This is a genomic window from Rhodopseudomonas sp. WA056 (assembly GCF_010906995.1).
GTDB lineage: Bacteria > Pseudomonadota > Alphaproteobacteria > Rhizobiales > Xanthobacteraceae > Rhodopseudomonas > Rhodopseudomonas palustris_G.
Map to the genome: position 1 here is coordinate 1 of NZ_QPFS01000131.1, position 13,204 is coordinate 13,204.

A 13,204-nucleotide genomic window follows, 5' to 3' on the forward strand; every position below is an offset into this window, starting at 1 on the left:
GCGCTGTATTTCGGCAGCGGGCCGCTGGCCTCGGTAGGGTCGGCGCTGGCCGTCCCGGCATCGCTGGGGGCTGATGCCTGGGGCGAGGGGGGCGGCTGCTCCACCGGAGCGGGGCGCGCGTGCACCAGCACGTTCGGCAGGACGTCCGGCTCCAGCGCCTGCGGCACGGGTGCCGCTTCGGCGACCGCGTTGGCCGGCTCTGGGTCTGGCATCGGAGTCGTGGGTTCAGCCATTGCGACGACGATAGGCTCTGCTGCTGCAGGCTCGGTCGTTGCGGGCTTGGGCGTCGCGGGCTCGAGGGCGGCCGGTTCACTGTGAATCGGGTCGGGGCGGGGGGCCTCGACCGGGCGCAGCGCTTCGACGCCCGGCGTCTCTGCCGGCGCCGGTTCGACGCGCAGCGGTTCGACGCGCGCGGCGGATCCGGCGTCGGCCAGAACCTGACGGACCAGCTCGCGGGTGTTGAGGTCATCGACCGGAATGCTGTCGGGCCAGCGTAGGCTGCGTTCTGCGGCGGGCTCCAGACGCGATGCCCGCTCCTGAGCCGGGCTGTCAGTCGGGACTCGAACGCGCGGCGCAGTCTCGGCCGCGAAAGCCTCGCGTCTCGCCGCGCCGCGCCGCGGCATGATCAGGTTGCGGACGTCGATCTCGCTGGTCTCGTACTCCGGCTCGCCGAAGTCACGGCCGCCATAGTCGCGCACCGCGTAATCGCGGGCGACGAATTGAGGCGGCGCGCGCCGGGCGGCTGCGCGCCGTGGCCGTTCGTCGTAGCGATCGTAGTCGTGGCGCCGGGCGAACTCGCGGCGATCGACGTCGCGATGCTCGAAATCGTCGTAGCCGTGATCGTAGTCGTCGCGGCCAGCATAGTGGCGCCATTCATAGGACCGGCGACCGTCACGGTGCCGCAGGTCGTCGTGCTCGGCATAGTCTTGACGGGATGCGTATTCGCGCGGCGCCGGGCCGTGGGCCTCGAAATCCCGTGGTCGCTCTGCCGGCCGCTGCGGTTCCGCCGCGCGGACCGGCTCGGGGGCGGCTGGTTGCGGCGCCGGTGGTTCGGCCGCAGCGGGCCGAGGCTGGGGTTGCGCGATCGAAACCGGCTCCAGCGTCATGGCGGGCAGGGTGATGGCGGCCATCGCGGGCGCCGGATCTGGCTTCGGTGCTTCGTCCTCGAGATCTTCGTTGTTCTCGATCCGCTGCCGGGCACGTTCGACCTCCGCCTGAATCTTGGCGGCGTAGACGCTGGGCGGCGAGAAGAAGATCTTGGCAACCACCGGCACGATTTCCAGGAAGATGATGAAGAACCGTGTCATCCACGAGAACAGCGTCATGGTGGCGCCGTCACGCGGATCGTTCTTCAGCTCCTGATACGCGGCGATGCGGGTCAGCGGATCGAATTTGTCTTTCTTATCCTGGAAGTAGGAGTCCGCCATCACCTTCTTGCGGAAGTCGGCGACGCTCGCCGCCTTGTCGGTCTCGAACTGCTTGAGGTCGGCACGGGCGACATCGATCCGTTGTTGCAGCGCATCGGCCCGCGCCTTGATCGCGGCGCGCTCCTGCTCGCGCGCGGCGAGCGCGTCGGCAGTGATCTTGGCCTGCACTGCGCGCAGGTCATCGCGGCGGGCGTGGAGCTGAGGAATTTCGGCCTCGCGCTCGGCGCGCTGGGCGAGGAACGCCTGACGCTGTTTCTTGGCGAATTCGTAGCGGGGGCCCACGCCGGGCCGCCCGGAATTGTTCGGAGCGGCTTTCAATCCGAACTCTTCGGCATTCATGTCGGCGGTGTAGCGCTGGATCGTTTTGTCGATCTCGGCGATGTCGGCGCGGATCCCGGCCTCGCGGTCGGCGACCGACTTGATCTGCTTCTCGATGTCCTCGGTGCGGGCCTGGGTACTCGGCTCCGGCTTCGGCTGCTCGGTGAGGGCGTCGCGGTGGAGTGCCTCGAGCTGCTCGATGTCGGCGAGCCGGCGTTTCGCCTCGGCGTTCAGACCGGCTTCAAAATTGGCGATCTTGTCGTAGATCGGCTGGTTTGCGGCGACCCGGTCAGCCTCGATCTTCTCGTTGATGGTGGAGGAGAAGATCGCCAGCTCCAGAAACATCGCGATCACCCAGGCCAGACCGAACGACAGCGCCAGCCGGATGCCGACTCGGACGAAGCGCCAGGCGGTCTGCTTGGCTTCGGCGCGCGATTGGATCGGCGCGTTGTTCCACAGCGTGCCCTGATAGAACCAGTCCGACTGGCACAGCGCGCGGTCGAACATCAGCACCGTCAGCGCGATCACCGTCGAGACCAGCAGCCGGGTCCAGATATTGTCGATCATGTAGCCGGTGGCGTGAAACGACACACCGAGCACGACGATGAAGGACAGGCAGAGCGACGCGCCGAGATGGGCGGCCCACAATTTGTCGGAGGCCGGACAGCTCTGAAGGGTCTTGCGATCGACGCCAGCGATGATGCCAAGAACGCGTTGAATCATGGCCGCCCAGTTCTGCGGTGACATGCGCCGCGGTTTGGTGGTGACAGGTCGGCCGAGTCTAACAGAGCGTAAACAAATTCAATACGAGTCGAGCTTCCTGCACCGCGTCAGCAGGCTCCGGTGCGGTCTCAGAAATCGCTGCTAAGTGCAGGTGATCGATTGCGAAGTTGCTGATCTCCTGGGCCCGATAGAGGGCCGGTGCAGTCCTCATTATTTTGTCGTGACCGCGGGTTCCGATGGGGGCGTCCATTCCTCGATTACCACTCTGTATCGACGACGCACGGCTCGATTTCGCTTCATCGGGTTGAAGTGATTCGCGAGCGGCCGGGGTGTGGAGGCGACGCCGGCATGGTCCGGCAGGCCGAAGGAGTTGCGAATTCTGTGGACGAGACGAGGCCGGGACGGCGTCGCCTCCCGGCTGGCCCGTTGTTCGGAGCGTTGCGGCGCGGCGGTTGCCGGGACCGTGCGGAATGGACGGTTGCCTGTCCGCCCCTGAAGTGATTTATGACGGCCGTGTGACGCGTCGGGGCGCCCCGTTTCGGACGGGTGTGCCTTTGGAATTCGTGTCACGTCAACCGGATAGCTCCCGATGCTACGATACTTTCGAGCCTTTCTGCCCAAGGAAGAGAGGTTCTTCGACCTGTTCGCCCAGCATACCAATACCGTGGTGCAGGGGGCTCAGGCGCTGCAGGACATGCTGCGCGGCGGCGACGAAACCCTGGTGCACTGCCAGCGCGTCAGCCATTTCGAATCGGAGGCCGACAGCATCACCCGCGAGGTGCTGACCGCGGTGCGCCGGACCTTCATCACCCCGTTCGACCGCGTCGACATCAAGAACCTGATCACCTCGATGGACGACGCCATCGACCAGATGCAGCAGACCGCGAAGGCGGTGATGCTGTTCGAGGTTCGGGAATTCGAGCCGCCGATGCGCGAGATCGGGTCGCTATTGGTCGAAAGCGCCAATCTGGTCGGTCGCGCGGTGCCGCTGATGCAATCGATCGGGCCGAACCTGCAGATGCTGACGGCGATGACCGAGGAGATCACCAAGCTGGAAGGCCGGGTCGACGATCTCCACGACATCGGGCTGAAGGAGCTGTTCCTCAAGCACCGCAACGCCAACACCATGGATTACATCGTCGGCGCCGAGATCTACGACCATCTGGAGAAGGTCGCCGACCGTTTCGACGACGTCGCCAACGAGATCAATTCCATCGTCATCGAGCAGGTCTAGGGCAGGGGCCGCACGTGGACGCATCGCTCGGGCTGCCCATCCTGGTCGGGTTGATCGCCGTCGCGCTGCTGTTCGATTTCTTGAACGGCCTGCACGACGCCGCCAACTCGATCGCCACCATCGTCTCGACCCGGGTGCTGCGGCCGCATTACGCGGTGTTCTGGGCGGCGTTCTTCAATTTCATCGCCTTCATGGTGTTCGGCCTGCACGTCGCCAACACCATCGGAACCGGTATCATCGAACCCGATGTGATCGACGCCGCGGTGATCTTCGCGGCGCTGACCGGGGCGATCGTCTGGAACCTGGTGACCTGGGGGCTCGGTATCCCGTCCAGCTCGTCGCACGCGCTGATCGGCGGCCTGCTCGGCGCCGGCCTCGCCAAGGCCGGGCTGTCGGCCGCGGTGTGGAGCGGGCTGACCAAGGCGCTGCTGGCGATCGTGCTGTCGCCGCTGGTCGGCTTTCTGCTGGCGCTGGTGCTGGTCGCGATCGTGTCGTGGGCGTCGGTGCGCTCGACGCCATTTGCCGTCGACCGTGCCTTCCGCATCCTGCAATTCGCCTCCGCGTCGCTGTACTCGCTCGGCCACGGCGGCAATGACGCGCAGAAGACCATGGGCATCATCGCTGTGCTGCTCTACTCGCAAGGCTATCTCGGCAGCGAGTTCTCGGTGCCGTTCTGGGTGGTGCTGTCGTGCCAGGCGGCGATGGCGCTCGGCACCCTGATGGGCGGCTGGCGGATCGTCCGCACCATGGGCCTGCGCATCACCAAGCTGACGCCGATGCAGGGCTTCTGCGCTGAAACCGGCGGCGCCGCGACGCTGTTCACCGCGACCTTCCTCGGCGTGCCGGTGTCGACCACCCACACCATCACCGGCGCGATCGTCGGCGTCGGCGCGGCGCGACGGATGTCGGCGGTGCGCTGGAACGTGGCGAGTTCGATCGTCTACGCCTGGGTCATCACCATCCCGGCCTCGGCGATCGTGGCGGCGGCAGCATATTGGGCGACCAAACTGCTGCCGACGTTCTGAGGCGCTGTTTCGTCATTGCGGACGAACTTGTCGGCGTCAGCCGACCAGCTTGAGCCCGACGATGCCGGCGACGATCAGGCCGATGCAGGACAGGCGGGCAACGGTGGCCGGATCGCCGAACAGCATGATGCCGAGCGCCGCGGTGCCGACCGCGCCGATGCCGCTCCAGATCGCGTAAGCGGTGCCGATCGGCAGCGTCTTGAGAGCAAGCCCGAGCAGCGCGACGCTGGCGACCATCGCCGACACGGTCAGCGCCGTCGGCACCAGCCGGGTAAAGCCTTCGGTGTATTTCAGGCCGAGCGCCCAGCCGATCTCCATCAGGCCGGCGACGAACAGATAGAACCAGGCCATGGCGGCCTCCTTGCGCACGTCCGGGCAATTTTGATGAGGCCATCCAGCGGGATGGCGCGCCGGCGCAATGCGCGGTCTTCGAGGAGGCCGGGTCGTCCCGGCCGAAAAGGTGATTTTGAGGTCGTCCTCGAACCCCTATATGAGGGACGCCGCTGCGCCGCGCAACTGCGGGCGCGGCGACCCGCCGGAAGCCCTTGATCGCGCCGGCTTTCCCTGCCACAGGCTGACGCATGTCCGACACCGCTGTTCCGGCCGACGCGCCGTCCTCGACCCCGTCTTCGCTCGCCCATGAAGTGGCGCGGCGGCGCACCTTTGCGATCATTTCGCATCCTGACGCCGGCAAGACCACGCTGACCGAGAAGCTGCTGCTGTTCGGCGGCGCGATCAATCTTGCCGGCCAGGTCAAGGCCAAGGGCGAGCGCCGCAACACCCGCTCGGACTGGATGAAGATCGAGCGCGACCGCGGCATCTCGGTGGTCACCTCGGTGATGACCTTCGAGTTCGACGGCCTGGTGTTCAACCTGCTCGACACCCCGGGCCACGAGGACTTCTCGGAAGACACCTACCGGACGCTGACCGCGGTCGACTCCGCCGTGATGGTGATCGACGCCGCCAAGGGCATCGAGGCGCGCACCCGGAAGCTGTTCGAGGTCTGCCGGCTGCGCGACATTCCGATCATCACCTTCATCAACAAGATGGACCGCGAGACCCGCGACATCTTCGATCTGCTCGACGAAATCGAGAAGACGCTGGCGCTCGACACCACCCCGATGACCTGGCCGGTCGGGCGTGGCCGCGACTTCCTCGGCACCTACGACGTGCTCGACGGCGGCGTGCGCCTGCTCGAAGGCGGCGGCGCCAAGACCGGCGCGGCCGAGCAGATCACCATCGAGGAACTCGGCAAGCGCCATCCCAATCTCGACGTCGCCGCCGTCAAGGAGGAGCTCGAGCTCGCCACCGAAGCCTGCAAGCCGTTCGATCTCGAGGCGTTTCGCGAGGGCCACCTGACGCCGGTGTATTTCGGCTCGGCGCTGCGCAATTTCGGCGTCGGCGATTTGCTGCAGGGGCTCGGCCGCTACGCGCCGCCGCCGCGCGCGCAGGAGAGCAATGCCCGCAAGATCGCCGCCGACGAGCCGAAGATGAGCGCCTTCGTGTTCAAGATCCAGGCCAACATGGATCCGAACCACCGCGACCGCATCGCGTTCGCCCGGCTGTGCTCCGGCAAGCTGACCCGCGGCATGAAGGCCAAGCTGGTGCGCACCGGCAAGGCGATGCCGCTGTCGAGTCCGCAGTTCTTCTTCGCCCAGGATCGCTCGGTGGCCGACGAAGCCTTTGCCGGCGACGTCGTCGGCATTCCCAACCACGGTAGCTTGCGGATCGGCGATACGCTGACCGAGGGCGAGGACGTCACCTTCGTCGGCGTGCCTTCCTTCGCGCCGGAAATCGTCCGCCGCGTCCGGCTCACCGACGCGATGAAGGCCAAGAAGCTGAAAGAGGCGCTGCAGCAGATGTCGGAAGAGGGCGTCGTGCAGGTGTTCCGCCCGCGCGACGGTGCTCCGGCGCTGGTCGGCGTCGTCGGCCCGCTGCAGCTCGACGTGCTCAAGGCCCGGCTCGCCGCCGAGTATCAGCTCCCGGTCGATTTCGAAGTCTCCGAATTCCAGCTCGCACGCTGGATCTCCTCCGACGACCGCAAGAAGCTCGAGACCTTCATCGCCAACAACGGCTCGTCGATCGCCGACGACGTCGACGGCGATCCGGTGTACCTCGCCAAGAACGAATTCTATCTCGGCTACACCCGCGACCGCGCCGAGGGCATCGTGTTCTCGGAAATCAAGGACGTGAAGAAGACGGGGTGAGGCGGATCGCGTTCCTCCCCCCCGATCGTCATCCCCGCGCAGGCGGGGATCCAGTATCGCAGCGCGACCGAGATGAGCATCGGACTCTGCATCGAGCGCCCTGGGCTACTGGATCGTCCGGACAAGCCGGACGATGACAGCGGAATGCGGGGCGAGCGCTGTGCGTCACAGCAATATTCCGCTCGAGCTGCGACGTCCGCTTCACATGTCAAACAGCCACAAATCCACGTCCTCGCGGCGCAATGCGCCCGAGCTTTGCCCGAAGAGCCGCCCCGAAGTGAGGGGCGGTGGCGCGCCGCAAGACGCGGCGTTGGTAGTGTCGCGATCCGGCCTTCGCCCGCGCGAGCGGCGAAGATCGCGAACCGCGCGTCGCCTTGCGGCGCGCCACCCCGGCGGTTTTTGGCTGAAGGACCGCTCTTCCGGGACCGAGCGAGCTTGCGGGCTTTCCCCGGCCTCTACTCGACCCGTCCAGCCTCTGAAGCGGCGGCCGCTCGTAGTAGCGGCGGACGGTGACCCTCAGCCTCCCGGACGCGTGGGTGCGAGCCACGACGCGCAGGACGCCGTATCCCGCTCCGCCTCGCAAGCGCCCTCGAGAAGCGCCCCTCGCGAACGAGATGAATAGGAATATAATCTATTTCGGCGGGGGCGTCAATCCGGTCGTGCGGATCTGGCGGACCTTGACGATCGAAGAAAACGACGCGAGCGAGCTGCACGATCGGCACCTGTCAGGTAATGACCCAAAGTGGACCTCCCTTGGTTCTGGAGCTTTGCGGGCCGCTTCGCTGGACCTACAATCCGTGCTAAAATGTCACACATGGAATACGAACCAACTAGGTCGGAGTTAGAGCGCCTTCGTTCGATTATCGAATGGCTGCCTCAAGGCTACGATGAATGCGAACTGATCCGTGATGCCGACGGGCGACCGATTGACTACTTCATTTTTGAGACGAATGCGTCGTTCGAGCGGCTGCTTGGATTGAGCCGCGACGAAGTCAGAGGCAAGCGCGTCACTGAAATCATTTCCAATTTGGAAGCGTGGTGGCCGACCGAGATCGGCAAAATCGTCGATGGTGGCAGGCCTGGACGACTTGAACACGAAGTGGCGTCGTTTGACCGTTTATACGGTGACGATCTATCCTCGCGGTAAAGATCGCTTCGCGGCGTTGTTTGATGACATAACGGAGCGGAGGCGCGCTGAGATCGCTCTGCGGGAAAGCCATGAGCGGCAGAGTTTCCTTCTCAAGCTCAGCGACGAGTTGCGGCCTTTGATCGACGCCGACGAGATCCAGCGCGTCGCTGCTCGTCTGGCAGGTGAGCATTGGAGAATGGCCAACGCGAACTACGCTCGCATCGAAATCCGACATGGCGTTCCGTATGCCATCGTCCGACAGAGTTACGCCGCAGAGGGGCGGGAGTCTGTGGACGGTGACTACCCGCTCGCCGATTTTCCCGGCTTCACCAAGAGGATGCTCTCGGGTGAGAAATTGATTCTACCCGAACTTGCGAGCGATCCAAACCTGACCGAACTCGACAAGGCAAACTGGAAAGCGATGAATATCGCCGCCCTGATGTCGGTTGCTTTGGTCAAGGGCGGACATCTCGTTGCGAGCTTCGCCGTTCACGGCCCCCGGCCAAAACGCTGGACGGTCGCAGACGCTCAGCTTCTCGAAGAGATTGCCGAGCGCACCTGGGCCGCCGTCGAGCGCACCAGCGCCGAGGCGGCGCTGCGCGAAAGCGAGGAGCGCTTTCGCCAGTTCGCCGATGCTTCGGCGGCGGCTCTCTGGATCAGAGCCGCCGATACGTTGGAGATGGAGTTCGTCAGCCCGGTGATCGTGATTCCACCTGTTGTCTCAGCAATGGGAATGTCGGCAGTCTCAAGCATACGAGTATCTGTAGATGCTAAGATGGATCGTTGCGTGAGTGGAGCAGTCGGGCCCTAGGCGCTAGTTCTGAGTTTGCTGCTCCTGTCTACTTAGCTATCATCTGTAGAATGTTGCGGTCCATGGCCGCACGCTGCTTATCGCAATCATCCGTTCCACGGCAACCGCACGGACTTGCCCTGTATGACGTCCTCAAGAACTAAGGATAGCTCTGCTTCGAGTCTTCGCATTTCGGCTTCGAGTTGCCAAATACCCAGCCCGTCATTTCTGCGCCGGTGGTAGTCCACGAACTCGGCGAGGCTTGGAGGCGCACACAATTCCTCAGTCGGCGAATGATAGAGCTTTACGATCCGTTCCTTCAGTTCGGTTGGAAAATTTGGGATCAGTAGATTGTCGAAGTATTCGGGAGAAAAGTGGCCGCCGCTGCCGCCGACGGCCATGAGGTCGATTAACCGCATGTTCCGATACCAGTGAAATATACATCGGAAGAATATTGATTCAGCGATGTCGTCATCATTGCGTCGTGCATAGAGTCCATGTGCATTTGTTGTGGTGTTCTGAGGCTCATCAATAAGGACGATCGAGCGACCTTTGCGAAAGCCTGCTTCGCCAAACAAGATATCGCCTCTCTTAAGAAGCGGCAGCTTCTTTGCGGTGCCTAGCCAGGTGATTTTGCTCATCGTCCCGTACTCAGAGATGTTTGCGGGGATGAGTAAGGTGTAAAATCCGGGTTTCGGCGTCTCTGAATCGATGCGCGTTCGCAAAATTTTAATTTCGAGACTTGGACCCGGCTTGATCACAAAGCCCGCTTCCGTGGGCGTTCGATATCCCTTCGCGTAGTTAGTCACCTGCCAAATCTTCGACTTGTACTCCCGACTGTAGATGGCTGCATCGAATCGAGTCCTGTTGCGAATTTCGGAGAGCCTCGGATACGAATAGGCAAACTCGCTGATCACTTGTTCCGCGGCAAGTTCAGAGCTAATTAACGCGAGCAAGAGATCGTTGCGCGCTCGTATCGCGCGTTCCTTCTCTGCAATCGCCTCAGCAAGTGCAGCGATAAAGCTGCAAACGCTAGGATCATTGGAAATCGGAATAGAAATTCGTCCGAGAGCGCCAGTATCCATTCGCGGATAGACGCCTCGATTGAGTAGCGACCAGACCTGCTCAACGAAAAAATCAGTGCGTAGGAACGCAAAGATGTAGGGTAACGACAAGCCCTCGGCGTAATCCGTAACTCCGCTCAAAGCCAAAATGGCCTGAGAAGCCACAAGGTCAGGGCCATGGTCTGTGACCATTCCAATCCCCTTTCGATAGGTCCGTACCGTCGATATCAATACATCCTTATTCTTGACGCGCTGGGGACGATCAGTCGGGAGCTGGAAGCCCTTGCTCGCGTGAAAGGCAACGCCGCCTGTGTCGACGTCAATGTCGCCTATTTCAGCGTATCGATAGAGATCACCCTTTTTGACCTTCACGCTCTCATCGCGAACGGTCACAAGCTTGTCGAGCGGAACAAATTTGCTAGAAGAACCGGCTTTCTTCGGCGGGATAAACCGGACGTATCGGCCGGGCGAAAAGCAAAAGCCTTCGCCTTTTAGGTCCTGACTTCTAATTTCCTTCGGAACTTGAACGTATCGCAATCAATCCTCCCGAAGAAAGAGCTTCTGAAGGGCTTCCTCTTGGCCCAGCGCCCACTGACGAAATTCGTGAAGCGTTTCGGTGAACTCCTCGTCCAGCACTGGATTGCCTGCGCTGTCCACGTCAATTTCAAACGTATTTTCGTTGATCTTGAAGATGGGATTGAAGAATACGTTTCGTTTGGCTGTGCGCCTCTCGTACCCGACGCGGTGAATATCACGCACAAAGACGCTGTACCCTTCGTCCTTTAGCCTGTTCAAAGCAGCCTCTTTGGGTTTGTATGCAATTAGGATGCTTGTGTTCACACCGGTTTCGGCGAACACGTTCGCAGGCAGATCAAACAGTCCAACTATGCGCATCCGATCCATAAGCCATTCACGAATCTTCGCCCATTTGTTGATGGAGGCAATGGAATTGGAGAGCACAATGCCGATCCGACCATTGTCCTTGAGAACGCGATAGGCGTTCTCCAAAAAAACAACGCCCAAGTCTATCGAATCACTACCTTTGCTCTTGGCTTTGCTCTTGGCTTTGCTCTTGCCTTGTTTTCGGTTTTCATCGTCATCTTCATCCTCGTCAGATGACTGCCGGGTTAGATGCCACGTCTCGTAAAGTTCAATTATGTCGCGGTCCGCCTGAGATTTCACCCGGAAGGCGCGATCCTCGCCGAACGGCGGGTTTGTCAAGACGACATCAAATTTTAGGAGTTCGGTGCTGTCGTGCCAATCATCCCAATTGCCCGCTCTATGTGAAACGGGATCAAGCTCGACAAGCTTTGGCGGGTCTTCTTTTTCAATCTTGCTTAGGATCGAACCCTTATCTGGTTTGTCGAATAGCTTAGCTTCACCGTCACCATTAAGGAGCATGTTGAGCGTGGCCAGCGTGATCATGTTCTCGTCCAAGTCAACGCCGTAGATGTTTGCGTCGTCCAATTGCCAACTTGGAGTTTTGGCTGCCGCGTTGACAAAAGCGAGCGAGAGAAAGTCACCAATGCCGCAGCATGGGTCAAAAACTGTATCGCCGTCGCGAGGGTTCACGATCTTGACAATAAAGTCGATGACCGGAAGGGGCGTCAGGAATTGAGCCGCTTCATCTCGCTTGAATGAATTGGCAAAGTTGTAGAACACAAGTTGGTACAGGTCGCTCTTTGCCGATCGAACAAAAGAGTAATCCTGAAAGGCTCGGCAGACCGCGGCCATCGAGCGAATTTGGTTTGGATTCTTCCAGTCAATATCTTGGTTCTTGAGAATTTTTCTGTACTGAGAGGACGCGTCTTGTCGGATCGCCTTCATCCGAGCGATGAACTTTTGAATCGGAGCTTCAGATAGACTTTTGAAGTTAGCTTCGGCGTCGGTGATGTAAAAATCCAGATGCTTTTGCGGTGAGCGTTCGTTCCGCTTTTCGTCAAAGATTTTGAGCGCGAGCGTCTGGATCAGCATTGCATAGCCGCGCTGGTTTACGAGGCCAGCCTTGTCGAGCGCGCGGAGGACGTCGGAAAAGGCTGTCTGTATTTGGACGGACGCAATTGACGTTATCACGTCGAGCGCCTCGATTCCTCGACTTGATCTATCGAGCGTTGAGGGGCGGTTGATTCGACGTTTGAGGTCGTCCATGCTGGGCATGTACGCGTAAGCGTCAGGTAGGTGGAGCGACAAATCGCCGATCTTGCTGTCTAGTCCTTTTTGGTTCTTCGACTCGTCGTAACGGAGAACCGAGCCATTCTTCCGTTGGAATAGGTATAGACGCTCAGCATCATAGTAGACGCCCAAAACGTATGCGCTTGCGGGTTCTTTCTCTCTCATCGCAGGCTTCACTTGGCCCGTGAATACCTTCTCAATTTCCTTGTCGCCCTTTTTGAACTCAATGACCGCAATAAGATGTTCGTTGAGCCACTCAAGATCGGCGGACTTCCGTGATGTCCAATATGAATTGTAGTGCTCTACCCAGGCAGCATCATCAAAGATCGCGCCGTCCAACTGCAAGGCAGCGGAATTTTTGTTTCCTTTGGGGAAGTGAACTTCGACGCCAATGTAGTCTTTCGGGTAGAGGCCACTCATCACAATGGCGCTAATAAATTGCCATTTGTAGTATTCTTCGTTCGGCTGTCCGCTGCCCGAGCGGATCTGCATCGGCGTGTGAGCTTTGCCACGTACAGGAACAATGCATTCGGCGTGAGTCGCCGCTGCATGGTTGCTGTCGAACCGAAGTTTGGCCTCGGCGAATGAGGTTTTGGGGGAGCTTGTAGAGAGGGGAGTTGGTTGGACGGGCGTTTCTGTTGGAGGGCTCTTCCTTGTGCCGGTCTCTTTTGCCTTGAGCTTCCGAGTGCTCACTATCGCGTCCTCGTTTTAGGGTCCAGCTTTCACGCTGATTCCGTCACCCAATTGCTTACGGCTTGGGAAGACTCCTGTCTATGACAGGGGGGGCAAGGTGCTCTCAGGTGCGTCGCAGCCGGGTCGCCTCGTCGATCGGCCTCTTGCGACGCTAGAGGACGGTGCCTGAACGGTGGCAGCACTTCCGCTTCTGCCCCACAGCGGCCAAAAGGCCGACTCGGCCCGTTCACCGCCGCTTCTCCGGTCGGCTCACCGCCGCTCCACATTCCTCTTGATATTCCCCAGCCCCAGCTCCGCCTCCGCGCTCATCCGCTCGACCATCTCGGGCGTCGGCGGTTTCGGCCGTGCCGGATTGCGGAGGATGCGGGTGAAGCGGGTGCCGCCGGCCACGGCTTCGAACGTGTAGTGCACCACCACCGGGC

Annotated in this window: 9 protein-coding genes; 5 read left to right on the plus strand and 4 right to left on the minus strand. The window is 61.1% G+C overall.

What is annotated here, in order from left to right; all coding sequences use genetic code 11:
- Positions 1-2,492: DUF4407 domain-containing protein (locus DU475_RS20105; RefSeq protein WP_164633121.1), on the minus strand; the 2,492-nt coding region annotated here is incomplete at its 3' end.
- Between the two features lie 565 nt (positions 2,493-3,057).
- Here DU475_RS20105 and DU475_RS20110 point away from each other — a divergent pair.
- Together DU475_RS20110 and DU475_RS20115 are read left to right on the plus strand one after the other, a co-directional pair.
- Positions 3,058-3,702 carry a DUF47 domain-containing protein gene (locus DU475_RS20110; RefSeq protein WP_047309936.1) on the plus strand — a complete coding sequence of 215 codons (645 nt, stop codon included), beginning with the start codon at positions 3,058-3,060 and terminating at the stop codon, positions 3,700-3,702.
- A 14-nt stretch (positions 3,703-3,716) separates the two neighbouring features.
- Positions 3,717-4,727, plus strand: coding sequence for an inorganic phosphate transporter (locus DU475_RS20115; RefSeq protein WP_013502926.1), 1,011 nt, complete (start codon positions 3,717-3,719; stop codon positions 4,725-4,727).
- A 36-nt stretch (positions 4,728-4,763) separates the two neighbouring features.
- Here DU475_RS20115 and sugE read toward each other — a convergent pair whose 3' ends face one another.
- Complete coding sequence (gene sugE, locus DU475_RS20120; RefSeq protein WP_013502925.1) at positions 4,764-5,078, minus strand: quaternary ammonium compound efflux SMR transporter SugE; 315 nt, start codon at positions 5,076-5,078, stop codon at positions 4,764-4,766.
- 230 nt (positions 5,079-5,308) lie between these two features.
- On the opposite strand from sugE, the gene DU475_RS20125 reads away from it, so the two are divergent.
- The 3 genes from DU475_RS20125 (at position 5,309) to DU475_RS20135 (ending at position 8,874) form a co-directional block, all read left to right on the plus strand.
- Positions 5,309-6,934, plus strand: coding sequence for a peptide chain release factor 3 (locus DU475_RS20125; RefSeq protein ID WP_164633122.1), 1,626 nt, complete (start codon positions 5,309-5,311; stop codon positions 6,932-6,934).
- Positions 6,935-7,748: 814 nt separating this feature from the next.
- A complete protein-coding gene (locus DU475_RS20130; protein WP_164633123.1) occupies positions 7,749-8,081 on the plus strand; it encodes a PAS domain-containing protein in 333 nt (110 codons plus the stop codon).
- On the plus strand, positions 8,044-8,874 hold the full coding sequence (locus DU475_RS20135) for a GAF domain-containing protein (RefSeq protein WP_164633124.1): 831 nt from the start codon (positions 8,044-8,046) through the stop codon (positions 8,872-8,874). The genes DU475_RS20130 and DU475_RS20135 overlap by 38 nt, the downstream gene beginning before the upstream one ends.
- Positions 8,875-8,960: 86 nt before the next feature.
- On the opposite strand, the gene DU475_RS20140 is transcribed toward DU475_RS20135, so the two are convergent.
- Positions 8,961-10,454: a hypothetical protein gene (locus tag DU475_RS20140; protein WP_164633125.1), complete on the minus strand. Its 1,494-nt coding sequence runs from the start codon at positions 10,452-10,454 to the stop codon at positions 8,961-8,963.
- Positions 10,455-12,782 (minus strand): HsdM family class I SAM-dependent methyltransferase, encoded by a 2,328-nt coding sequence (locus tag DU475_RS24550; RefSeq protein ID WP_205524475.1) that lies wholly within the window; start codon positions 12,780-12,782, stop codon positions 10,455-10,457. It abuts the gene before it with no gap.
- Between the last annotated feature and the right edge of the window lie 422 nt (positions 12,783-13,204).

Bases quoted from the DNA above. Each gene is read 5' to 3' on its own strand.
- DU475_RS20110 (WP_047309936.1), top strand. From the start codon at position 3,058: ATGCTACGATACTTTCGAGCCTTTCTGCCCAAGGAAGAGAGGTTCTTC.
- sugE (WP_013502925.1), bottom strand. From the start codon at position 5,078: ATGGCCTGGTTCTATCTGTTCGTCGCCGGCCTGATGGAGATCGGCTGG.
- DU475_RS20125 (WP_164633122.1), top strand. From the start codon at position 5,309: ATGTCCGACACCGCTGTTCCGGCCGACGCGCCGTCCTCGACCCCGTCT.
- DU475_RS20130 (WP_164633123.1), top strand. From the start codon at position 7,749: ATGGAATACGAACCAACTAGGTCGGAGTTAGAGCGCCTTCGTTCGATT.